The sequence below is a fragment of the Bacillus sp. C1 genome, assembly GCF_054570475.1.
In genome coordinates, this window is the sequence record NZ_JBTMZT010000002.1 from 639973 (window position 1) to 664789 (window position 24817).

The following is a 24817-nucleotide window of genomic DNA, read 5'->3' on the forward strand; positions in this document are numbered from 1 at the left end:
TGAAGTGTATAGAAAAAATGATAAGGTGTTTGAAAATACATACTCCATGATGGTTGTATCTTACAAACTTAGAAACCAAATGAACTTAAAGCACTTGATTGTCAATTAAAGACACTAAGTGCTTTTTAATTGGATTGGTATGTTTTAACCTCATAAATAGTTGGTAAGTTGGAGGAAGTAGTGGCATTCATGAATAAGTTGCCGAACAGTATGAAGAATGTTGTGGAGAAGATTAAAAATATTCATATCCCGAATGTATCTCCTAAACTTTCAGTAGCTGGATTTGGGAATGTAGGAGAAAGAAAAATACTTGGGGAGTTAGTTTCTGCTGTTAAGAGTGAAACTAAGGGTACGGGAGAAGGTAGCAATATTCCACCTGCCTTCAAGCAAGAGGAATTTTCCAGTACATATGATCAAGATTTAAGCAAACACCCGCAGAAACAAATTCAACGGTTTTTTTTCGAAGGGGCTAGAGATGAGTCTTTATGTATTCTAAAACCACCACCAGATCCTACGTGACAGAAAATCTTAAATGAAGCTGGTATTAATGGAATTGAGTATAAAAATGGAGTTCCTGATTTTTCACCTGTAGCAAAAGCACAGATTGAAATTGACTATATGCTAGGTGGCAAAAATGGTTTTGGAGGAAAAGCTAGAAGAATTAATTTTGTTCAATCTGATCAAAAATTGGCTGATCAACTTAATAGTTCACCTGAATTAGCAAGCCAATTTGGTATGGAATCTAGTAATATTAGTGTAAGAGATATAAAGAAATATAGAGAAAAAATAAATTAACGTGGCATGAATTAAATGATGGTAAAACAATGCAACTCGTGCCAACAAACATAAATGCTGAATTTGGACATCTGGGTGGTGTAGGAGAGATAAGCGCAGGAGCGTTTAAACCCGAAGGATTTGCTAATAGGCATAAGGAGGAGCTTGTAAAATGATTTTAAATGATTCGGTTTTCGGTGAACTTGAATATGAGTATGGTTGGATTAAGGATACTACAATTCGTTTTTGGGGAAAAGAAACTGAGATAACTTTAATGATAGATGGGGAAGAGGACGGCAATTTTGATGAGGAACAATATGTAACATATACTTCACTTATGCAAAATTGGGAACACTTACAACGGAACTTTTTACAATCAATATTAGACTATTACAAACAAAGAAGGAATAAATTAGGTTATGATATTGAAGTAAATGAAAATTATCCACTAGTTGAAACAATGGATCAAATATTAGAAATGATAGATTTAGACGGGATTGTTGTTCCTTATGGGGATATGTGTGAAGGTAGAGACATTAGATTTACACTTAATTGTACATGGGATACAGAGAATGGGCTAGGAATTCGTATGTTAAATGAGATAGTAACCGAAGTGGGTTACCAGGATATTGCGATTTAAGTGTAACTATTAATCAATAATACACATGGATTGGAACTTGTGCCATTTGGTATTCATAATAAGCATAATGGTGGAAGGACAAAAGGACATTGGGCAGACGCTCCACGACATTAAATTAATTAAGAGGTGAAAGATTATGGGAATTCAGAAAGAAAGTATAATTTATCCAATTCCAGATAAGAATTTAATTAAACGCGTGGAAGAGAGTTTTGAAATTAAGTTTCCCATAGATTTTACAGATTTTATATTGAAAAATAATGGTGCTGTTCCAATAACTAGTTTTTTTCAATATAAGTCTAATAGATATGTAGTTGATCGTTTTCTTTGTTTATTGGATAATCCAGGTGAAAATGACAGAGGTATGTACGATATAAAGGTTGTATTCAGTCAATTAGATGAAAGAATTATTTCGGATGAAGATTCTACAGGGGCTGAATTAGTACCCTTTGCAGCTCTGTTTGCGGGGAATTTCGTTTGTTTAGATTATAGTGAAAGTAAAACAAATCCAGCAATTTGTATTTGGTATAATGAAGATTCAGGTGAGTTTGAACCAGTTACAGAAAAAATTGCAGATAATGTAAATGATTTTCTAGATATGTTAGAGGAATAACAGCCTTTGTATGTTTAGTGCAAAATAAAAATACATAGTATTACTCTTCACTTTTCTTTGCAATTGTCTACACTTTTGTTTTGCAGAAAACACTCTGCAAAAAGATGGAGTGTTACAGGATTAAATTTGAATTACAATATAAAGAAAAAATTGATGGGTCTTTTCAGGTGCGAATTTAAAGTTAGCATTTAAACCTAGAAATAAATAAAAACACTTGATTGTCTATGATAGACAACAAGTGCTTTTTTAATTGATTGGTATGTTTTAACTTCATAAATAGTTGGTAAGTTGGAGGAAGTAGTGGCATTCATGAATAAGTTGCCGAACAGTATGAAGAATGTTGGGGAGAAGATTAAAAAATATTGAGATCCCGAATGTATTCCCTGAACTTTCGTTAGCTGGCGTTGGGAATAGAGGAGAATGAAACGCACTTGGTGGAGAGTTATTTTCGGCTTTTAAGAGTGGCAATAAGGGTACTGGAGATAGTAGACCTAAAATTACTGTGAATCAAATTTCGAAAATTGAAAAGGTACAGATTCAGTTTAATCGAAATGTAAACCATGATCCAGGAGAATTTACTCGGCAACTGAAAGAGCAAGAAAAGGGGTTAAATGATTTAACGAAATGGGAATATTTAGATAATAAAAAGCGTTATATCAGAGAGGGTAAATCCAACAAAGAACAACGTGAATTTAGAAAAGAAATATTAAAAGAAAAAATTACTGAACTGCGTAATCAAGGGATGTCTAAACAAGAAGCTACCGCCGCTGCTAAAAAGAAAAGATGCTTTACATAATCCAGAACGAGTTGCAGGGGCTTCCCTCAAAACATTGGAGGTTTAGGGGATTCTGGAATTAATTCATCAATTGGTAGACAATGGAAAGATAGGATAGGTGTGTTAGATACGCATATAAAAAATGTTATTAAAGATATTCCAGAGGAATTATGGGATAAGACACATCTTAATGTAGAATTTAAAAGAATAGGAGTGAAACGGTTGGACAAAATAGAAGTTTTAAAGGATTTTAAATTAGAGAATGAGGTACCTGAGGAATTAATAAAAAATTATCAAAATAGTTTACCCAATGAATTGCTAAGAGTATGGAAGGAATACGGTTTTGGCACTTTTTTAAAAGGTTATTTAAAGATAATTAACCCAGATGAGTACAACGATTTGTTGGAAATTTCATATCAAAGACACAATAATGCGGTTCCTTTTATGGTAACTAGCATGGGAGATATTTTAATTTGGGAAAAAAATAAATATATAAAAAGTTTGAATTATCGAAAAGGATATGTTGAGGTTATTTCTGCAGGTTTTGATTATTTTTTTGAAGATTTACTAGACATGGATGATATCGGAAAAGAATTGCAATGGAGGCCATATCCAGATGCGGTTAAAAAATATGGTGAGCCTACTTATGATGAATGTTTTGGTTATGTGCCATTATTAGGACTAGGTGGTTCAGAGAAGGTTGGAAACTTACAAAAAGTGAAATTAAGAGAGCATGTCTTACTTATTACTGAATTTATGGGGCCGATTGAGTAAAATGTATAGAAATTTATTCTACTCAAGATTATGATGTGAGATGATAAAGAAGAGTTATCCGTTATTTATTGGGATAGCTCGTCTTATTCTACGTAAATATTTATATGTAATTGAATTAAATTCATAACTCCCATTCCTGATATACCAAGGATTTTGAGAACACAAAAAAGGAGTATCTCCCCAAATCAAGATCACTGATATTGGATTCGGCGTTGATGAGTTACAGGTAAAGGACTGGAATAAGAAAATAGAGTAATTCATAGGGAGGATACAATGATAAACCAAAAAAAGTTAGAAATGGCTTTTAAAAGATATAGCAAAAATTTTGTGGATGGAATCAAATTTGAAGATGTGAAAGATAAATATAATGTTAGTAGAAGAGAGAATGAGAAAATCATTGAGCAAAATGAAACAGAGAAAGATCACATACTATTAATAAATCTAAGCAAAATTTCCTCATATCACTTGTCACTATGGAAAAACGATGTATTGATCAGCGGTGGAAACAATGCAGAAGGATTAAAAAACATGCAGAAAGTCTTATTTTACCAGTGCATGGGACAGGATCTTTATACAATCAGGTATCCAAGGATGTTCTTGGGATATTCGTTTAGCGAAGTCGTCTTCACATTAGTTCATTTTGCAATGTATGGATGGGAGAAAGAAGAAAATATCTTATTTGATTTTATGGATCATCACTTCGGTGGACATTTAATAAATGCCAATGAAGAGGATAGACATATTTGGTTTTTGCTAGAGCTGTACTTGCAGTATAGAAATAAAACCATCATGGGAACGAATAAAAAATTGCATCTAGCCGTGATAAATAAGTTTAAGGAAGCTGAACTACGATGCGATTTAATCCCTGAAGACCTGAACATTTATGATGAAGTGCTGGGACGTTGGTCGACTGGTAATTTAGAAGAAATAGAACATCTCATTTCGCTAATGTCTCAGTATCATTCTGCATTAGCTTCTGAAATCGGACAGCTAGGTGAATTTGGTGATTTCGGATACGGATTTTATCCTTTTGAAATCTTATTCTTGATCCATGTAAGAAAACAACTAGGATTGCCAGTACCTACTCAATTCGATAATTTTCTGATGAATACTCCAGAAGCGAAAATGGTATTTGGAGAACGTGAGCCATACCCTGAATGGGATCCCGTGCTTCAGATGATCGATCAATTTTATCGTAAAAATTACCCGGAATATATTCCTAACAAGCATGGAGAATTATTTCAATAAAAGGGAGGAAGCTAATATGCCTGATCAAGGGATAGCGCAGATTATATTTCCTGATAGCAAGGATTTAGAAACGTTTTTGAAGGAGCAAGGAAGTTATGACTTACATGAAGATCTATTAAAATATGGATTGACGACGAAACAGTTTTTATACGTTGACTATAAAGGTGAGCAGTACCAAGAAATTGTCAATTTTATTCTTGATTACGAATTTGCCCATCAAATTGAATTAGCAACACAAGAAGAACTCGAGAAGTTAGAAGCATTTCATTATGAATTTTTACCTGAAAAGATCAAGGAAACCAACAAAATACTGTCACCAAAGGGGTATGGACTATTTACATATCCAACTTCCGGCGACTTCTTCGCACTATTCATTGTAAAAATAGAGAATATAGCAAAATTGCTGCAAGAAGAAGTGCTGCTTGATGATAGAATCCCTTTTCAAGAAAGGTGTATCAAGTATTATAGATAGACCTAAGATTGTACGTCTTCAACCTTGACTCCGATCAAGGTTTCCTTATAAGTTAATATCAAGATTGCATAGCTATCTAGAATAACTTCTAAAAGGCTTACAGTAATAGTTATATCTAAGTTGAATGAATAACTTATGATGGTTGTATCATCATAGAGTGTTATGTGCAATCCTAGAATAGAAAAAGAAGTACGAGCTTAGGCGAGATGACATTCTACTATGCGACGAACATAAAGACATGGAATGGATATTAAACTAAAGAACTCGTAAACGTGTAAGTTTTAACGTAGTAGTTGTCATACTATTACCACAAAACTTACAAATTTAATGCTACTTAAAAATACATGAACTTAAAGCACTTGATTGTCTATGAAAGGCAACAAGTGCTTTTTTGTTTTAGCATGAAAAGTGAAACGAGCGTTATTTTCCAATCTTCAACCGAAGAAACATGAAATGGATAGTCGCATCTCTAATATTTACAACAGTGTGAACGATGTGATTTCACTGCGTATGCCGAAAAGCCAGTTCGATGAAAAACTAGTTGCAGCCAGCAAAGAACTAGAGGATACGATTCAAAAAGTAAAGCAATTTGAAAGCAAAAAAGAAAAAAGCAATGCGGAAGAAATTCTCGATGCCCTAAACCAACAAGTTCAAATTGCAGGGAAGATGGGCAGTTTATCTTATACTGATCCGGGGCTGCAAGCTTTCTTTGCGCAAGATGCGTTGGCAAAAGGCATTCATGAAATGGATACACAACTCACGAAGGCAGAAAAAGAAGCGAAACTGCAAGCTGAAAAAGAAATGAAGAAAAAGCAAGAAGAATGGGCGAACAATCATCCATGGGAGGCTTGGCTTCAAAACTTTTCCGATCGTGCCGGTGAGAAATGGGATGTATTGAGGAAAGGTACAAAATGGGTAGGGGACAACATTCCTTTCCTGAAAGACCTTTCTGATAAAGCCTTGGTGTTAGAAGGTTTTATAGGCGCGGCGGGTTCCGCGATTAGTGGGATTGCGATAGGTGCGACGAAATTAGGTCACCTAGCCTTAGAGCTTGGTGAGTGGGGCTTTAATTCGATGCGCGGCGTAGAAACAGAACAATGGAAATTGGACGATATAAATGGAGCTGGTAATACGCTAAAAAATCTCGGACAAGCCATCATCAGCTGGCAAGATTATCCTAAGTATGGTAAGGCACTACTTCATTCCGTAAAAGGTTATGTAGAAAAAGCCCTGACCGATCCTTATGCCCTTGGCGGTGCGATATTTGATATTGGTAGTTGTTTTATCGGCGTCGGTGAAGTAACCGCCGCAGTAAAAGGAACAGCTGCATTCGGAAAATTCGCAGAGGGTACAAAAGCCTTTCAAGTAGCCGCGAAAAGCGGTAAAATAGGTAGTAAGTTGGAAGAAATAACGGCATTAGTGAATAAGTTGCCGGGTAGTATGAAGAATGGCTTGGAGAAGGTTAAAAATATTGAGATCCCGGGTTTATTCCGTGAAACTGCGGCAGCTGGCATTGGGAATCTAGGAGAAAGACAGACACTTGGAGAGTTGTTTTCTGTTGCTAAGAGTGAAACTAAGGGGCAAGCGCAAAATGCAAACCGGTTATCTGGGGAGAAACTTCCTGCAGAGGGGGTTACTGGAGCTGATAGGTTAAAGCAGCTCAATTTGCAAAATTCTAGAGAAACAATGATAACTGACTTAAATAACTTTAGAAAAGATTTACTCAAAAGTGGAAATGCAAAGGATATAAGCAAAATTTGTGCTATTGTGGATACGGAAAATCCATCTTTGAAAGGTATTGCAGGTAGCGGGAATTGGAAGTATAATCCAACTATAATTGATCATAGAGGGATTGATCCTAGAGAATTTTGTAAAACAGCTGAAGATTACACTAAGTATTATAGAAGTCTATTATCGGAAGAGTATATAGATAGTTTACCTGATAGCTTTTTTATTGGAAAAAATAAAGAGTTTATAAGGGAAGATATGGCTAAATTAAGAGCTAGTATAGAAAGAGTAAGAGCAGAAGCAGAAAAGTCAAAACCGCTTAATCAGTATGGAGAACCAAGCTTTCAATATGAGTGGAATATTGATAATTGTGCAGAAGTTTGGAGCGCAAGAGATGCAATATTAAAAGGCGCAAGATATGATAATTTTATCGTTAGAACGGAAAACTTATCAGGTGGATTTGCTAAACCATGTAAGAATTGTAGAAGAACGTTTTTTGATTTCTATAATATTGATAAGTAGGAGGAATGAAAATGGAAATATCAAATAAGACAATAGAAGAATTAAAAAAAGCGGGATGGTACGAGGGGAGAAAAATAGACATATCAGAAAATGTAAAGTTTCTTGAAGAAAGAGGATTTGAGGTTTTTGAAAGTGCAAAAAAATTTATGGAGGAGTTTGGAGAATTACAATTCAATGTTGAAAACATTTGGCCAGATGGGGTTACTAAGGACATATCTGAACATACCACTTGTATTAAGGAAGTCATAGGTGTGTTAGATAGTTCGTGTTTTGGCTTAGAGGATTATATTGATGATAAAGTCATTCCAATAGGTTCACTATATGATTTCGGGCTAAATTTATACATATCGGAATCAGGAAGAATATTTAAATCAACAGGGTGGGCAGGAGATAATGCTTTAGAGGCATTTGATAATATTATTCTTGAAAAAGGAACAGTGATTTGGGATAAATTTGAAGGGTAATAATATTTTTTAATGCAAAATTATGTCCTAACCTACTGCATAACTGTAATTAAGCGGTAAGTAGTGGGAAGGGGCCAAAGTGGTAGATAAAATTAAAGGTAATTTTAAGTTAATGAAACTAAAAACTAGTTTTAAAATATCTTGCCACTTAATCATCTTTTGCTCTAAATGAAAGATGTAGTGAAAAGAAAAAATAAATTTATATTATAACTAAGAATAGAACCAATGTCTCTAATGGAAGGAGCGTTGGTTCTATTTTTATGAAAAGAAATTGAAAGGAGTAATAACAATCTATCAAATAATTGAAGATTCTAAGATAAGTCTAATTGAGAATGATAAGTGTCCTAAAACAATTGAAAGCTATGTTGGTGACATTAAAGCTTTCATAGAATTTTTAGCAACTAAAGGAGTTGATTTCAATGGTATCTACAAAGATTCTACGTAACTACTCGATAATTCTGCAGAAATTTGGAGCGCAAGAGATGCAATATTAAAAGGCGCAAGATATGATAATTTTATGATTAGAACAGAAAACTTAGCAGGTGGATTTGCTGAACCTTGTGCTAATTGTAGTAGAACGTTTTTGGATTTCTATAACATTGATTACTAGGAGGAATGAAAATGGAAATATCAAATAAGACAATAGCAGAATTAAAAAAAGCGGGATGGTATGAGGGGAGAAAAATAGATATATCAGAAAATGTAAAGTTCCTGGAAGAAAGAGGATTTGAGATTTTTGAAAGTGCAAAAAAATTTATGGAGGAGTTTGGAGAATTACGAATCAATGTTGAAAAGATTTGGTCAGATGGATCTAAGAGAATATCTAAACATAACACTTGGATTAAGGAAGTGATAGGTGTGTTAGATAGCTCGTGTTTTGATTTAGAGGATTATATTGATGAAAAAGTTATTCCTGTAGGTTCACTATATGATTTCGGGCTAAATTTATACATATCAGAATCAGGAAGACTATTCAAATCAACAGGGTGGGTAGGAGATAATGCTTTGGAGGCATTTGATAATATTATTCTTGGAAAAGGAACAGTGATTTGGAGTAAATTTAAAGGGTAAGGATATAATTTTCTAATGAAAAATTATATCCTTACCTAACCTACTGCATAATTGTAATGAAGCAGTGAGTAGGTGGAAGAGTAATAGATAAAAATTAAAAGGTGATTTAAAGTTGATGAAACTAAAAAATAGTTTTAAAATACTTTGCCACTTAATCACTTTTTACTTTAAATGAAAGATGTAATGAAAAGAAGAAATAGATTTATATTATAACTAAGAATAGAACCAATGTTTCTAATGGAGGAAGCGTTGGTTCTATTTTTATGCAAAGAAGCTGGGAGGATTAATAATAATGTATCTGAATGTAGTAAGAAAAACAGATACGATCATATACAAACGTAAAACTAGTTAGAGAAAATTTGGATTCAAGGCTGCAGCTGATTTGATTTCACTGCGTATGCCGAAAAGCCAGTTCGATGAAAAACTGGTTGCAGCCAGCAAAGAACTAGAGGATACGATTCAAAAAGTACAGCAATTTGAAAGCAAAAAAGAAAAAAGCAATGCGGAAGAAATTCTCGATGCCCTAACCCAACAAGTTCAAATTGCAGGAAAGATGGGCAGTTTATCTTATACTGATCCGAAACTGCAAGCTTTCTTTGCGCAAGATGCGTTGGCAAAAGGCATTCATGAAATGGATACACAAATCACGAAGGCAGAAAAAGAAGCGAAACTGCAAGCTGAAAGAGAAATGAAGAAAAAGCAAGAGGAATGGGCGGACAATCATCCAGTGGAGGCTTGGCTTCAAAACTTTTCCAAGAGTGCTGGTGAGAAATGGGATGTATTGAGAAAAGGCACAGAATGGGTAGGGGAGAACATTCCTTTCCTGAAAGGACTTTCTGATGATCTCTTGGTGTTAGAAGGTTTTATAGGGGCGGCAGGTTCCGCGATTAGTGGGATTGCGATAGGTGCAACGAAATTAGTTCACCTAGCCTGGGAGCTTGGTGAGTGGGGCTTTAATTCGATACGTGGCGTAGAAACAGAACAATGGAAACTGGACGATATTTACGGAGCAGGTAATACGATAAAAAATCTCGGACAAGCCATCATCAGCTGGCAAGATTATCCTAAGTATGGTAAGGCACTACTTCATTCCGTAAAAGGTTATGTAGAAAAAGCCCTGACCGATCCTTATGCCCTTGGCGGTGCAATATTTGATATTGGTAGTTGTTTTATCGGCGTCGGTGAAGTAACCGCCGCAGTGAAAGGAACAGCTGCATTCGGAAAATTCGCAGAGGGTACAAAAGCCTTTCAAGTAGCCGCAAAAAGCGGTAAAATAGGTAGTAAGTTGGAAGAAATAACGGCATTGATGAATAAGTTGCCGAGTAGTATGAAGAATGCCTTGGAGAAGGTTAAAAGTATTGAGGTCCCGAATTTATTCCCTGAACCTTCGCTAGCTGGCGTTGGGAATGTAGGAGAAAGAAAAACACTTGGAGAATTATTTTCTGTTGTTAATAATCCTAGAACAAGGTTACCGAGAAATGATGGTCAATGGAAAGGTGAGCCAGGTAATGGGAAATGGTATTCTGATAAAATTGAAGTTAAAAGTATAACGAATGGTGAAGGTGTAGAATTCATTGATGGTAGACCTAACTTCACACCTTGGAGTAAAGGTTCTATAAAATTTAAAGAAGGTATGTTAGATGGCTCTAAAAATGATTTTAATTTAGTGTATGAAAAAATTATGCAATTAAAAGGGTTTAAATCAAAGAATCAAGCAAAGGTCTGGTTAAAAGAAAAAGGGTTAACACCTCACCATAAAAGTTCTACTGAAATTGAGTTAATTCCAACAGATTTACATGCTAATGTACCACATATAGGTTCAGCATCAGATTTAAGAGAGAGAGCTGTTAAGGCTGAACAACATGTACAGAAGTTATTGAAACAATCAACTTGTACGACTGATGAATTACATGCTTACTTAAATAATATTGACAGTAAGTTAGCAGAAGAATTCAAGAAAACAGGGCAATGGCCAGAAGAAGTACAAATTCCCAAGAATTCTGATGTCTTAAGGGCTGATGGACAAATTGATTGGGGGCAAGTACCAAACGGAGGCTATGTTGTAAATAAAGATGGGAAAGTCATGAAGGATGAATATACACTAAAAATAGGTGAAGTTATTGACCGATATGGGCCGTCAAATGGTACGTATACATCACCTGTGGTAAATGGAAAACCTTATAGTTACGATGAGAGAGCTCTTCCGTATTTGGAAGATGTGAGCAAATACCATCAATATGAGGTTGTAGGTGATTTCTCGAATATAAAAACCTATATTGATAATTGTAGTGATCCTACACTAAAAGCACAGGTAGATGCTGCTATTCAAAAGTACTATTGTGGTGATTATAGTAAATTAAAAGCACAAATTGGAGAGATAGCTCCAGGTTTTGGGACAATAAAAGGAGGAACACAAATACAACTTCCTTTAACAGTTGAACAATTAGAAGGTTTGAAATTATTGAAACAAATAAAATAAGGAGGATAATTTTAATATGACAAGAGATGAGGCAAAACGAATTCTATCAGAAGAAGGGTTAAAATATTATAACTGGTTTCATGAAAAAGATGTGAATCCGGATGAGGTTCTAATTTATAAAGAGGATAATAAGTGGGTTGTTTGTGCAGCTGATGAGAGAGCGAGTATTGTAGAAACCTCAATTGCTCATTATGGTAATGAAGAAGAGGCATTAGATGATTTTATTAAACGAGTAAGATTGGAAAAGATATTAAAGCCATGAAGATAAAAAGTTGAATTAATTATTTTTTGAATATAGTTAAAAAGCAGTAACCCGAAATTAACTTCAGGCTACTGCTTTTTAAGTTAGTCCTCAAAATCATCAAGGTTATAAGTTTTTTTCTCAATAGCTTTCCCATCGCAGTGAAAGGAACAGCTGCATTCGGAAAATTCGCAGAGGATGCAATAGTCTTTCAAGTAGCAGAGAAAAGCGGTAAAATAGTTGGTAAGTTAGAAGAAGTAGCGGCATTCATGAATAAGTTGCCGGGTAGTATGAAGAATGTCGTGGAGAAGATTAAAAATATTGAGGTCCCGAATTTATTCCCTGAACCTTCGCTAGCTGGCGTTGGGAATGTAGGAGAAAGAAAAACACTTGGAGAGTTATTTTCTGTTGTTAATAATCCTAGAACAGGGTTACCGAGAAATGATGGTCAATGGAAAGGTGAGCCAGGTAATGGGAAATGGTATTCTGATAAAATTGAAGTTAAAAGTATAACGAATGGTGAAGGTGTAGAATTCATTGATGGTAGACCTAACTTCACACCTTGGAGTAAAGGTTCTATAAAATTTAAAGAAGGTATGTTAGATGGCTCTAAAAATGATTTTAATTTAGTGTATGAAAAAATTATGCAATTAAAAGGGTTTAAATCAAAGAATCAAGCAAAGGTCTGGTTAAAAGAAAAAGGGGTAACACCTCACCATAAAAGTTCTACTGAAATTGAGTTAATTCCAACAGATTTACATGCTTATATACCACATATAGGTTCAGCATTAGATTAAAGAGGAGGAAATTAAAATGAACAAAAAAATAAAGCAAGTATTAAATGAAATAATTGATTCGGAAATGGTAGTCTCAAAAAAAGAAGATGCATATAAGTCAATCGAAACAATTGAACGAATATATGGTGTAGATTTACCATTAGACTACAAAGAGTTTTTGCTTGAATATGGAGGGTGTTTTATTAAAGATAATAGAATGTATCAGGCAATTGAAGTTACCCCTGTAACCCCCGAGGATGGTTTTGACTCGATAGGTGGCTTTTATGGTATTACTAATGATGCCTATGAAATTGAATCAATCATTCAAACTTATAAGGATATTTTAGGAAGTATTGTAATGCCTATTGCAGATGCGGACGGGGGAGATTTAATTTGTATAGGCTTAAAAGATAAATACAGGGGTAAAATTTATTATTGGTATCATGAAGGTGACACATTAGACGAAGATGGAAAAGAATATTATTATCTTATAGCAAACTCTTTTGAAGAATTTATTTTAAAATTTTCAATTCATGAAAGAAAAAAAAATGTAAATTTAGATGACATCGAACTCTTTTTAGACGAAGATTTATTAAAAGATTAATATGAATAAGACTCAATTTGCAAAAGATATTAGAAGTGCCATAAAAAGTGGTCAATTGGGTACTTTAAGAGATTTACTTGAGAAAGAACCAGAAATGTTAACATGGATGACACCTTTTGGTACGTGGTTACATGTAGCGGCAGCTCATGGACATTTAGAGATAGTAGAATATCTTATTAATGCTGGAATAGATATTAATGCAAAAGGTGGAACTTTCTCTACAAATGCTCTTGAAAGAGCGACTACAAAAGGACATTTAGATATTGCTGAATATCTAATTAGTCGGAATGTAGAGATTGATATTAGTGAACCAGATAGAAATCCTCTGTTTGCTGCAATATACGGTGGGCATTTGGAGATTGTTAAATTGTTAGTTGAGAACAATATAGGTATATCTATAAAATACTCTGGTGACACCATGAAAGATATGGGAGCTTATGAATTTGCTATTGAAAGAGGGCAAACAGAGATTGCTGAATATTTAAAGCAGAAGATGGATGAAAAAAATAGGCTGTTAAAAAGCACTTACTTCATGATGGTTGTATCATCATAGAGTATTATGCGCAATGATAGAATAGAAAAAGAAGTACGAGCTTAGGCGAGATGACATTCTACTATGCGATGAACATTAAAGACATGGGATGATATGAAACTAACGAGCTCGTACAAACTCGTAAGTTTTAACGTAGTAGTTGTCACGACATATAAAAGGCGTCATACTATTACTACAAAACTTACAAGTTTAATGCTACTTAAAAATAGATGAACTTAAAGCACTTGATTGTCAATTATGGCAACGAGTGCTTTTTTGTGTTTTAACGTGAAAATTTAAAAGAGAATTATAATTTTATAAGTGTATTAACTGTTAAATTTTATAGATTGTAAGGGCTGTGAACAGTGTATGATGATAGTAGAGGGGAAAAATAAGGATCTGTTGCAAAGTTTGAAGAAAGCATAAACAGATTGGTAAATGAGGAAAAAGGATTAGGAAGTGGCTAGCAATTGTTGAAGTTCATTGTATGTTGAAAAAGCGGAGTCTCTTTGCAGACTTTTTCTGAGGTTAAGAATGGAACTAAGGGTACGGTTAAAGGTGGCTCTGGCAGTAACATTTCAGACAATATCTCAAAAGAAATTAAAAAGTTAGATAAAGAAATAGAAAGATTGAAAAAAGAGGAAAATGACAAAGAAGTCAAAAAATTAACGCGAGAAAGAAATAAATTGGCCAACAAGTTGGATACGAAAGATGTTATTAGTCATCATTATGACTTGGAGGTTGCAAAGGAGTATGAAAGAAAAATCGATAATTCTAAATATTTCTCTCATGATAAAGTTGATTTTTGGGGAGAAGTGACAAAAATCGTAGCTAGAGACAGTAATCTAGGTCAAGACGTTTCCGATCTGTTCCAAGTGGGGAGAAATGGCATAGATGCAGCGTTCCTATCGGAAGGGCCGCCGCCAAAGTTAACGATTATTGAATCGAAGGCATCAGATTCCGCTAGTTTTAGTTACTCGGATAAACAGAAAAAGGGCGGAGATACGTACTTCCAAGACATGATTAAAAGCAAAGATCCTAGGTATGCCAGTTTTAGTGCTAACTTAGAGGGACTGATGAAGGAGCGTCCTGATCTACAATTCGATTTTATTAGAGTTGAAACAGATATCAAGATCACTGATATTGGATTCGGCGTTGATGAGTTACAGGTAAAGAACTGGAAGGAAATAGATTAATTCATAGGGAGGATGCAATGATGAACCAAAAAAAGTTAGAAATGGCTTTTAAAAAATATAGCAAAAATTTTGTGGATGGAATCAAATTTGAAGATGTGAAAGATAAATATAATGTTAGTAGAAGAAAGATTGAGAAAATCGTTGAGCAAAATGAAATAGGGAAAGATCACATACTATTAATAAATCTAAGCAAAATTTCCTCATATCACTTGTCATTATGGAAAAACGATGTATTGATCAGCGGTGGAAACAATGCAGAAGGATTAAAGAACATGCAGAAGGTTTTATTTTACCAGTGCATGGGACAGGATCTCTATACAATCAGGTATCCTGGGATGATTTTGGAATATTCGTTTAGCGAAGTTGTCTTCACATTAGTTCATTTTGCAATGTATGGATGGGAGAAAGAAGAAAATATATTATATGATTTTATGGCTCATCACTTCGGTGGAGATTTAATAGACGCCAATGAAGAGGATAGACATATTTGGTTTTTGCTAGAGTTGTACTTGCAGTATAGAAATAAAACCATCATGGGAACGAATAAAAAATTGCATCTAGCCGTGATAAATAAGTTTAAGGAAGCTGAACTACGATGCGACTTAATCCCTGAAGACCTGAACATTTATGATGAAGTGCTGGGACGTTGGTCGACTGATGATTTAGATGAAATAGAACATCTCATTTCGATCATGTCTCAGTATCATTCTGCATTAGTTTCTGAAATCGGACAGCTAGGTGAATTTGGTGATTTCGGATTCGGATTTTATCCTTATGAAATCTTATTCTTGATCCATGTAAGGAAACAACTAGGGTTGCCAGTACCTACTCAAATCGATAATTTTCTGATGAATACTCCCGAAGCGAAAATGGTATTTGGAGAACGTGAGCCATACCCTGAGTGGGACCCTGTGCTTCAGATGATCGATCAATTTTATCGTAAAAACTACCCAGAATATATTCCTAATAAGCATGGAGAATTATTTCAATAAAAGGGAGGAAGCTAATATGCCTGATCAAGGGATAGCACAGAATATATTTCCTGATAGCAAGGATTTGGAAACGTTTTTGAAAGAACAAGGAAGTTATGACTTACATGAAGACCTATTAAAATATGGATTGACGACGAAACAGTTTTTATACGTTGACTATAAAGGTGAGCAATACCAAGAAATTGTCAATTTTATTCTTGATTATGAATTTGCCCACCAAATTGAATTAGCAACACAAGAAGAACTCGAGAAATTAGAAGCATTTCATTATGAATTTTTACCTGAAAAGATCCAGGAGGTCAACAAAATACTGTCACCAAAGGGGTATGGACTATTTTCATATCCAAATTCGGGCGACTTCTTCGCACTATTTATTGTAAAAATAGAGACTATAACAAAATTGCTACAAGAAGAAGTGCTGCATGATGATAGAATCCCTTTTCAAGAAAGGTGCATCAAGTATTATAGATAAATCTAAGATTGTACGTCTTCAACCTTGACTCCGGTCAAGGTTTCCTTTGGTGTCAGATTTCCAGATGATTACCGTGAATGCATTAAAAAAAATAACGGTGGTTATCCTGATCCTAATATTTATGATATTAATGATGATGAGGGTGGAGCAGTCTTTGATTGTCTATTAAGTTTTACAAGCAAAGATGCAAATATAGAAGTTGTTTATGAATTAACTTCACTTCCGGAAGGTATTATTCCATTTGCAAGAGACCCATTTGGGGGACTGATTTGTTTTAATTACTGTGATACTAAAGATTCTCCGTCAGTAGTTTTCTATGATCAGGAATCAATGAATGAGGATAAAATTAAATTAATATGCGACTCTTTTTCTGAATTGATTGAGAGATTATACTCTGATTGAGAAAAACAAAATGAACAGGAAAGAAGGTTAATTGTATGAGAAATTTAGATTTTGAATATACTTTTACCTCTATTGGTATTGAGGATATCGAAAATTTCGAAAATAAGTATGGTATATTGTTCCCTGATGATTATAAACAATTTTTGTTGTCTAAAAATGGAGGGAAAACTGAGCAACGAAGATTTAAAACTAATGATACAACTAAGAAAGGCGTAATAACATCGTCTGTTTCAATGTTTTTTCCTCTATCAATAGAAAATGAAATAAATCTAGAAGAGAAATTAAGAAGTTATAATTTGGCGCAAGTGGTACCAAGTAATTTGCTTCCAATTGGAATTGACCCAGCGGGGAGTTTGATTTGTTTATCAATTGATGGGAAAGATAGAGGTAGTGTATATCATTGTGATATGGATTACTTTGAAGAGGATAACGAGTTAAGAGAGGAATACATCCGACTAATTTCTAAAAGTTTCTCTGAATTTGTGGATAATTTATATATTCCTGAAAACTAATGATAGGATTTTATTGATTCGAATTAGTTAATAGTTGGTTAATCTGAAGTGAACCCAAAAAGTTAGACACATATTTTAAGCAGCTAATGAGGAATGCGTTCTGTATTGTACAGGGCTCATTCCTTTTAGTTTTGTTTTGATTCGATCATGATTATAGTAGTGAATATATTTTTCTAATTCTAATTGAAAGTGTTCCATACTTTCGAACTCTTGTAAGTAGAGTAATTCAGACTTTAATAAGCCAAAGAAATTTTCGATGACTGCGTTATCTAAACAATTCCCTTTACGAGACATACTTTGTGTAATTCCTTTTTCTTTTAATACATGTTGGTATTCCTTCATTTGATAGTGCCATCCCCTGATCCGAGTGGAGGATAGGAAATTCACCATCTACGTTATACGCAATAATCTCACCATTATATAAATCAAGTATCGGAGATAAATACAACTTCTCACCATGTATGTGGAATTCTGTCACATCTGTAACCCAATTCTCATTTGGTTTCGTTGCTCCAAAATCACGTTTTAGAATGTTTGGTGCGATGTTGCCAACTTTCCCACGATATGAGCGATACTTCTTCATACGGACAAGAGATTTTAAATTCAGTTCGTTCATTAAGCGACGAACTGTTTTGTGATTTAATAGGATACCTTGATTGCGTAATGTCCACGTAATACGACGATAGCCATATCGACCTTGGTGCGTATGAAAAATCTGTTGGATCATTTCTTTCACTTCGTGATATTTATCTGGGAGGTCCATTCGTTTCACCCAGTAATAATAGGTACTGCGCGGAATATCAGCGACTTTTACTAAGTCAATGATTTTAAATTCGTGCCTCAACTCATAAATTATTTGCGCTTTGTCTTGTTCTGTGACTTTTCCTTTTCTTGAATTAAGGCATGTAACTTTTTTAAATACGCATTCTCCATACGTAATCTCTCAATTTCAACTTTTAATGCTTCTTCCGATCCATCTACTTGTTGGTTGTTTTCTAGCTTCTTTTTCATAAGTGGACGCCCCTTCTCCTTTGGTTGAAGAGCGTCAATCCCTTGTGTCTCAAATAAATGTTTCCACTTCCACACAGTGCTAGAAGTAGGAATATTAAATACTGCCGTAGCTTCTGCGATGGACGCTCCCATCTCGTTTATAAATTTAAGTACGTCCATTTTAAACTCAAAAGAGTAATTTGTATATGTCTTTTGAAGACCTGCCAATCCATGCCTTTTAAACTTAGCTACCCATTTTTTTAACATCGTCATATCTACACAATGCTTTTGAGCTACATCTTTAAAGGATTCTACGCCATTAAGATAAGCAGTAACAGCCGATAACTTGGTTTCTAAAGAGTATTTCGTCATAAAAAAACTGCACCTCCAATTGTTAGTTGTGTCTAACAATTGGGGTGCAGTTCATTGTCTATGGAAGGCAACAAGTGCTTTTTTGTTTTAGCATGAAAAGTGAAACGAGCGTTATTTTCCAATCTTCAACCGAAGAAACATGAAATGGATAGTCGCATCTCTAATATTTACAACAGTGTGAACGATGTGATTTCACTGAGTATGCCGAAAAGCCAGTTCGATGAAAAACTGGTTGCAGCCAGCAAAGAACTAGAGGATACGATTCAAAAAGTACAGCAATTTGAAAGCAAAAAAGAAAAAAGCAATGCGGAAGAAATTCTCGATGCCCTAAACCAACAAGTTCAAATTGCAGGGAAGATGGGTAGTTTATCGTATACTGATCCGAAACTGCAAGCTTTCTTTGCGCAAGATGCGTTGGCAAAAGGCATTCATGAAATAGATACACAACTTACGAAGGCAGAAAAAGAAGCAAAACTACAAGCTGAAAAAGAAATGAAGAAAAAGCAAGAAGAATGGGCGAACAATCATCCATGGGAGGCTTGGCTTCAAAACTTTTCTAAAAGTGCCGGTGAGAAATGGGATGTATTGAGAAAAGGTACAAAATGGGTAGGAGACAACATTCCTTTCCTGAAAGACCTTTCTGATAAAGCCTTGGTGTTAGAAGGTTTTATAGGCGCGGCAGGTTCCGCGATTAGTGGGATTGCGATAGGTGCGACGAAATTAGTTCACCTAGCCTGGGAGCTTGGTGAGTGGGGCTTTAATTCGATGCGCGGCGTAGAAACAGAACAATGGAAACTGGACGATATTTATGGTGCATGGGAAGGTACGAAGAAACTCGCCGAATGTGGGATTGTGGGCTCTATCACAATTACAGCTCCTTATCTTAGTGTTTTCTTAAATAATCCCGCATTCACGGACAAAATTCCCGTGTTGGATAATCTCGCTAGAACCTTTAGAAAAGACCAAAAAGAAATGTACAACGCAGTGAAAGATTATGTAGAAAAAGCCATGACCGACCCTTATGCTCTTGGTGGCGCAATATTTGATATTGGTAGTTGTTTTGTCGGCGTCGGTGAAGTAACCGCCGCAGTGAAAGGAACAGCTGCATTCGGAAAATTCGCAGAGGGTACAAAAGTTTTTCAAGTAGCCGCGAAAAGCGGTAAAATAGGTAGTAAGTTGGAAGAAATAACGGCATTAGTGAATAAGTTGCCGAGTAGTATGAAGAATGGCTTGGAGAAGATTAAAAATATTGAGATCCCGGGTTTATTCCGTGAACCTTTGTTAGCTGGCATTGGGAATGGAGGAGGAAGAAACGCACTTGGTGGAGAGTTATTTTCTGTTGCTAAGAGTGAAACTAAGGGGCAAGCGCAAAATGCAAACCGGTTATCTGGGGAGAAACTTCCTGCAGAGGGGGTTACTGGAGCTGATAGGTTAAAGCAGATCAATTTGCAAAATTCTAGAGAAACAATGATAACTGACTTAAATAACTTTAGAAAAGATTTACTCAAAAGTGGAAATGCAAAGAATATAAGTAAAATTTGTGCTATTGTAGATACGGAAAATCCATCTTTGAAAGGTATTGCAGGTAGTGGTATATGGAAATATAATCCAACTATAATTGATCATAGGGGGATTAATCCTAGAGAATTTTGTAAAACACCTGAAGATTACACTAAGTATTATAGAAGTCTATTATCGGAAGAATATATAGATAGTTTACCTGATAGTTTTTTTATTGGGAAAAATAAAGAGTTTATAAGGGAAGATATGGCTAAGTTAAGAGCGAGTATTGATAGAGTTAAGGATGAGGCAACAAAGGGAAAGTTATTTAACAGATTTGAGGAACCAAGTTTTGAAGCCAATTGGGATGTTGAGAATTGTGCGGAGGTTTGGAGTGCAAGAGATGCAATATTAAAAGGCGCAAGATATGATAATTTTATCGTTAGAACAGAAAACTTACCAGGTGGTTTTGCTGAACCTTGTAGAAATTGTAGTAGAACGTTTTTCGATTTCTATAATATTGATTACTAGGAGGTATGAAAATGGAAATATCAAATAAGGCAATAGAAGAATTAAAAAAAGCGGGATGGTATGAGGGGAGAAAAATAGATATATCAGAAAATGTAAAGTTTCTTGAAGAAAAAGGATTTGAAGTTTTTGAAAGTGCAAAAAAATTTATGGAGGAGTTTGGAGAATTACGATTCAATGTTGAAAGGGTTTGGCCAGATGGGGTTACCAAGGACATATCTAAACATACTACTTGCATTAAGGAAGTGCTAGGTGTGTTAGATAGTTCGTGTTTTGGTTTAGAAGATTATATTGATGATAAAGTTATTCCGATAGGTTCACTCTATAATTTCGAGCTGAATTTATTTATATCAGAATCAGGAAGACTATTTGAATCAATGGGATGGATAGGAGATAATGCTTTAGAGGCATTGGATAATCTTATTCTTGAAAAGGGAACAGTGATTTGGGGTAAATTTAGAGGATAATAATAATTTTCTAATAAAAATTATGTCCTAACCCACTGCATAATTGTAATTAATCAGTGAGTAGGGGGAAGAGTAGTAGATAAAATTAAAAAGTGATTTTAAGTTGATGGAACTGAAAACCAGTTTTAAAATACCTTGCCACTTAATCATCTTTTGCTTTAAATGAAAGATGTAGAGAAAAGAAAAATAAATTTATATTATAACTAAGAATAGAACCAATGTCTCTAATGGAAGGAGCGTTGGTTCTATTTTTATGCAAAGAAGCTGGGAGGATTAATACTAATGTATCTGAATGTAGAAAGAAACATAGATATGACCATATACAAACGTAAAACTAGTTAGAGAAAATCTGGATTCAAGGCTGCGGCTGATGTGATTTCACCGAGTATGCCGAGCCAGTTTGATGAAAAACTAGTTGCAGCCAGCAAAGAACTGGAGGATACGATTCAAAAAGTACAGCAATTTGAAAGCAAAAAAGAAAAAAGCAATGCGGAAGAAATTCTCGATGCCCTAAACAAACAAGTTCAAATCGCAGGGAAGATGGGCAGTTTATCTTATACTGATCCGAAACTGCAAGCTTTCTTTGCGCAAGATGCGTTGGCAAAAGGCATTCATGAAATGGATACACAACTTACGAAGGCAGAAAAAGAAGCGAAACTGCAAGCTGAAAAAGAAATGAAGAAAAAGCAAGAAGAATGGGCGAACAATCATCCATGGGAGGCTTGGCTTCAAAACTTTTCCGATCGTGCCGGTGAGAAATGGGATGTATTGAGGAAAGGTACAAAATGGGTAGGGGACAACATTCCTTTCCTGAAAGACCTTTCTGATAAAGCCTTGGTGTTAGAAGGTTTTATAGGCGCGGAGGGTTCCGCGATTAGTGGGATAGCGATAGGTGCGACGAAATTAGGTCACCTAGCCTTAAAGATTGGTGAGTGGGGCTTTAATTCGATGCGCGGCGTAGAAATAGAACAATGGAAACTGGACGATATAAATGGAGCTGGTAATACGCTAAAAAATCTCGGACAAGCCATCATCAGCTGGCAAGATTATCCTAAGTATGGTAAGGCACTACTTCATTCCGTAAAAGGTTATGTAGAAAAAGCCCTGACCGATCCTTATGCCCTTGGCGGCGCGATATTTGATATTGGTAGTTGTTTTATCGGCGTCGGTGAAGTAACCGCCGCAGTAAAAGGAACAGCTGCATTCGGAAAATTCGCAGAGGGTACAAAAGTCTTTCAAGCAGCCGCGAAAAGCGGTAAAATAGGTAGTAAGTTGGAAGAAATAACGGCATTAGTGAATAAGTTGCCGGGTAGCATGAAGAATGGCTTGGAGAAGGTTAAAAATATTGAGATCCCAGGTTTATTCCGTGAACCTTTGTTAGCTGGCATTGGGAATGGAGGGGGCGGAGGATTAGACGCTCTGAAAGATGCTGCTCATCAGTTTATGAAGAAGACTGGGGAGAAGGTTTTTGGTACGGGTACGGGTGAAGGTAGTAAGGCGATTGGTGGGGCTAGAAAGCTAGAGCTATCAGATTTTACTAAAGAAATACTAAAAACGAAGCCAATGAATTCGCCTAAGCCCGATAAATGGTATAAGAAAGGTGGAAGTATCTCCATCGATAATAATGGCACTTGGACATATACTAACAAATCTGGAGTATCAGTAAATTATCCGAATGGTTACCCAGATTTTACACCTTTTATGCATCCAAATGTTAAGCCTGTACAAATAGAAGTTCATTCACCTAAAAATAATCCGAAAGATTTTGAGAATGCAAATAAAGCAGCTAAACTTACAAAAGATACCGATCCACCATTAATAGATAATCAAAGGCCACCAGATGGTTATACATGGCATCATCATGAAGATGGAAAAACTATGATGCTAGTAGATGAAGAGATCCACAGAGAGTTTAGACACATTGGTGGTCAATCAAAGGTTAATGGGAAAAATAAAAATAAGTAATGATATAGGAGTGAGAGTATGACAAAAATGCTTAGTGAAAATCCAAAAGTTTCTTTACAGGATATAAAACAATTTGAACAAAAGTGTGATGTTACACTACCTAAGCAATATGTTGATTTTTTATTAGAATACAATGGAGGATTTCCTCAAGAATCTAGCTTCAAAATCTCTGATGATGAAGGAGAAAGCTTAGTCAATAAGTTTTATGGAATTGGGGATATGAAAAGTAATCTAGGCAAAGTTTTTGAGGTTTTAGAAGGAGAAATACCAGAAGATTTTATTTCAATTGCTAATGATCCAGCAGGAAATGAGATTTTATTAGGAATTAATGGAGATTTTCAGGGGAAAGTATATTTTTGGATTCATGATATAGAACCTGAAGACGAAATGGACAATATGTTTATCCTTGCAGATAGTTTTGTTGAGTTCTTTAATAACTTATATGAATCTGAATAATGGATACCATAGAAAGCTATGGAGTTAGTATGGTCATATGGACACAACTTAGTTAAGTCCTTACAATGGATTTCAAGGAGGAAGTGTCCGTATGACAAACAAGAAATTTAATGAAGAGTTTAAGAAAATGGTAGTTGAATTATACCGTTCAGGACAATCTGTAAAAGAATTAAGCAGCGAGTATGGCGTACCAGAAGTAACCATTTATAAATGGATTAAAGCATATTCTCCTATCACATCAGTTGATGAGGATGAAATGACACTAGAAGATCTAAAACGAATGAAAAAAGAAATGCTTCGTTTAAAAGAGGAGAATGAAATTTTAAAAAAGGCTATGGCCATATTCGCGAGAAAATAAAAGATACAGAATTACACCAATTTATTGATTGTCAAAAGGAAACGCATTCTGTTCATATGATGTGTCAAACTCTTGGGATAGCAAGAAGTTCTTACTACCAATCTCATCATAAAACAGAGTCAAATCGTAGTCGTGAAAATAAAGAATTAACTAAAAAAATCAAACAAATTCATCAAGATAGCGAAGAGCGTTATGGTGCACCAAAGATTCATCAAACACTATTGGAACAAGGGTTACAATTAAGTATAAAACGTGTGCAACGACTTATGAAAAAAGAAAATATTCGCTCCATTATCTTAAAGAAATATAAACCACATTCATCAAAATCGACTGTAGAAGAGCGAATAAATCTACTAAAACAAGACTTCTCTACAACGACCATTAATGAAAAGTGGGTAGCGGATATTACCTATATTCACACCCAAAAAGATGGCTGGTGTTACCTAGCATCTGTGATGGATTTGTATTCTAAAAAAATTATTGGGTATTCATTTTCACGAAATATGACAACGAACCTTGTGGTAAAAGCGTTAGAGAACGCTTACTATACACAAAAACCACAAAAAGGTCTTATTCTACATACTGATTTAGGAACACAATATACAAGTCAGGAATTTCAAACCTTACTCGCGAATTACAACATAAAGCCCTCTTTCAGCAAGAAAGGCTGTTCATATGACCACGCTTGTATTGAGTCGTTTCATGCCATTTTAAAGAAAGAAGAAGTATATCGTACAAAATATATCTCGTTTGAAGAAGCAAACTTAGCGCTATTTCAATACATTGAGGGATTTTATAATCGTAAGCGAATCCATAGTAGCATTGGTTATAAAACTCCTCAAGCAATAGAAAATCTGGCTACAAGAGTAGCTTAAATTTAACTTTTTTGTGTCCAAA

General features: G+C 35.1%; 19 protein-coding genes and 9 pseudogenes. 26 read left to right on the forward strand and 2 right to left on the reverse strand.

Translation table 11 applies throughout. The features are described from left to right. Positions 1–189: 189 nt before the first annotated feature. The 16 genes and pseudogenes from ACX5JI_RS09680 (at position 190) to ACX5JI_RS09755 (ending at position 13731) form a co-directional block, all read left to right on the forward strand. Positions 190–950, forward strand: a pseudogene (locus ACX5JI_RS09680) (HNH endonuclease). Next, positions 947–1414, forward strand: a complete 468-nt coding sequence (locus tag ACX5JI_RS09685; RefSeq protein WP_459500855.1) for a DUF6985 domain-containing protein — start codon at positions 947–949, stop codon at positions 1412–1414. Before ACX5JI_RS09680 ends, ACX5JI_RS09685 begins: the two are co-directional and overlap by 4 nt. A gap of 136 nt (positions 1415–1550) precedes the next feature. Further along, positions 1551–2024 carry an SMI1/KNR4 family protein gene (locus ACX5JI_RS09690; RefSeq protein ID WP_459500856.1) on the forward strand — a complete coding sequence of 158 codons (474 nt, stop codon included), beginning with the start codon at positions 1551–1553 and terminating at the stop codon, positions 2022–2024. A gap of 309 nt (positions 2025–2333) precedes the next feature. After that, positions 2334–2445: pseudogene (locus ACX5JI_RS09695) on the forward strand (TNT domain-containing protein); the annotation flags it as partial. An 81-nt stretch (positions 2446–2526) separates the two neighbouring features. Then, positions 2527–3573: pseudogene (locus ACX5JI_RS09700) on the forward strand (T6SS immunity protein Tdi1 domain-containing protein). 273 nt (positions 3574–3846) lie between these two features. Continuing rightward, positions 3847–4821: a hypothetical protein gene (locus tag ACX5JI_RS09705; protein ID WP_459500857.1), complete on the forward strand. Its 975-nt coding sequence runs from the start codon at positions 3847–3849 to the stop codon at positions 4819–4821. Positions 4822–4837: 16 nt separating this feature from the next. Further along, positions 4838–5293 carry a DUF6630 family protein gene (locus ACX5JI_RS09710; protein WP_459500858.1) on the forward strand — a complete coding sequence of 152 codons (456 nt, stop codon included), beginning with the start codon at positions 4838–4840 and terminating at the stop codon, positions 5291–5293. A gap of 426 nt (positions 5294–5719) precedes the next feature. After that, positions 5720–6811: pseudogene (locus tag ACX5JI_RS09715) on the forward strand (hypothetical protein); the annotation flags it as partial. Positions 6812–7554: 743 nt separating this feature from the next. After that, positions 7555–8007 (forward strand): SUKH-3 domain-containing protein, encoded by a 453-nt coding sequence (locus tag ACX5JI_RS09720; protein ID WP_459500859.1) that lies wholly within the window; start codon positions 7555–7557, stop codon positions 8005–8007. Positions 8008–8628: 621 nt separating this feature from the next. After that, positions 8629–9078 (forward strand): SUKH-3 domain-containing protein, encoded by a 450-nt coding sequence (locus ACX5JI_RS09725; protein WP_459500860.1) that lies wholly within the window; start codon positions 8629–8631, stop codon positions 9076–9078. Positions 9079–9454: 376 nt separating this feature from the next. Continuing rightward, positions 9455–10492: pseudogene (locus ACX5JI_RS09730) on the forward strand (hypothetical protein); the annotation flags it as partial. A gap of 669 nt (positions 10493–11161) precedes the next feature. After that, the gene (locus ACX5JI_RS09735) at positions 11162–11557 is read left to right on the forward strand and encodes a TNT domain-containing protein (protein WP_098604474.1); all 396 of its coding nucleotides are present in this window, start codon (positions 11162–11164) and stop codon (positions 11555–11557) included. Positions 11558–11573: 16 nt separating this feature from the next. Next, positions 11574–11819 carry a hypothetical protein gene (locus ACX5JI_RS09740; RefSeq protein ID WP_459500861.1) on the forward strand — a complete coding sequence of 82 codons (246 nt, stop codon included), beginning with the start codon at positions 11574–11576 and terminating at the stop codon, positions 11817–11819. Positions 11820–11959: 140 nt separating this feature from the next. Further along, a complete protein-coding gene (locus ACX5JI_RS09745; protein ID WP_459500862.1) occupies positions 11960–12595 on the forward strand; it encodes an HNH endonuclease family protein in 636 nt (211 codons plus the stop codon). Positions 12596–12611: 16 nt separating this feature from the next. After that, a complete protein-coding gene (locus ACX5JI_RS09750) occupies positions 12612–13178 on the forward strand; it encodes an SMI1/KNR4 family protein (protein ID WP_459500863.1) in 567 nt (188 codons plus the stop codon). 1 nt (position 13179) lies between these two features. After that, complete coding sequence (locus ACX5JI_RS09755; RefSeq protein WP_459500864.1) at positions 13180–13731, forward strand: ankyrin repeat domain-containing protein; 552 nt, start codon at positions 13180–13182, stop codon at positions 13729–13731. A gap of 431 nt (positions 13732–14162) precedes the next feature. On the opposite strand, the pseudogene ACX5JI_RS09760 reads toward ACX5JI_RS09755, so the two are convergent. Continuing rightward, a pseudogene (locus tag ACX5JI_RS09760) lies at positions 14163–14234 on the reverse strand (IS6 family transposase); the annotation flags it as partial. Here ACX5JI_RS09760 and ACX5JI_RS09765 point away from each other — a divergent pair. The 5 genes and pseudogenes from ACX5JI_RS09765 (at position 14220) to ACX5JI_RS09785 (ending at position 17284) form a co-directional block, all read left to right on the forward strand. Beyond that, positions 14220–14906, forward strand: a complete 687-nt coding sequence (locus ACX5JI_RS09765) for a hypothetical protein (protein ID WP_459500865.1) — start codon at positions 14220–14222, stop codon at positions 14904–14906. The pseudogene ACX5JI_RS09760 and the gene ACX5JI_RS09765 sit on opposite strands and share 15 nt — an antisense overlap. Before the next feature lie 17 nt (positions 14907–14923). Then, positions 14924–15898: a hypothetical protein gene (locus tag ACX5JI_RS09770; protein WP_459500866.1), complete on the forward strand. Its 975-nt coding sequence runs from the start codon at positions 14924–14926 to the stop codon at positions 15896–15898. A 16-nt stretch (positions 15899–15914) separates the two neighbouring features. Continuing rightward, positions 15915–16370 carry a DUF6630 family protein gene (locus ACX5JI_RS09775; RefSeq protein WP_459500867.1) on the forward strand — a complete coding sequence of 152 codons (456 nt, stop codon included), beginning with the start codon at positions 15915–15917 and terminating at the stop codon, positions 16368–16370. 21 nt (positions 16371–16391) lie between these two features. Next, positions 16392–16772: pseudogene (locus tag ACX5JI_RS09780) on the forward strand (SMI1/KNR4 family protein); the annotation flags it as partial. Between the two features lie 35 nt (positions 16773–16807). Continuing rightward, entirely contained in the window at positions 16808–17284 is a 477-nt protein-coding gene (locus tag ACX5JI_RS09785) for an SMI1/KNR4 family protein (RefSeq protein WP_459500868.1), read from the forward strand. A gap of 75 nt (positions 17285–17359) precedes the next feature. Here ACX5JI_RS09785 and ACX5JI_RS09790 read toward each other — a convergent pair. After that, a pseudogene (locus ACX5JI_RS09790) lies at positions 17360–18646 on the reverse strand (IS3 family transposase). A 144-nt stretch (positions 18647–18790) separates the two neighbouring features. Between ACX5JI_RS09790 and ACX5JI_RS09795 the strand changes: the two are divergent. The 5 genes and pseudogenes from ACX5JI_RS09795 (at position 18791) to ACX5JI_RS09815 (ending at position 24795) form a co-directional block, all read left to right on the forward strand. Next, entirely contained in the window at positions 18791–20677 is a 1887-nt protein-coding gene (locus ACX5JI_RS09795) for an LXG domain-containing protein (RefSeq protein ID WP_459501067.1), read from the forward strand. 11 nt (positions 20678–20688) lie between these two features. Then, positions 20689–21141, forward strand: a complete 453-nt coding sequence (locus tag ACX5JI_RS09800; RefSeq protein ID WP_459500869.1) for an SUKH-3 domain-containing protein — start codon at positions 20689–20691, stop codon at positions 21139–21141. A 369-nt stretch (positions 21142–21510) separates the two neighbouring features. Continuing rightward, positions 21511–23106, forward strand: a pseudogene (locus ACX5JI_RS09805) (HNH endonuclease); the annotation flags it as partial. Positions 23107–23124: 18 nt separating this feature from the next. After that, complete coding sequence (locus ACX5JI_RS09810; RefSeq protein WP_016116878.1) at positions 23125–23562, forward strand: SMI1/KNR4 family protein; 438 nt, start codon at positions 23125–23127, stop codon at positions 23560–23562. 91 nt (positions 23563–23653) lie between these two features. Continuing rightward, positions 23654–24795 (forward strand): IS3 family transposase gene (locus ACX5JI_RS09815; protein WP_459500870.1). Its coding sequence is split into 2 segments (ribosomal slippage): positions 23654–23885 and positions 23885–24795, totalling 1143 coding nucleotides; the frame shifts between segments, so codons are not numbered across the junction. Positions 24796–24817: the final 22 nt, after the last annotated feature.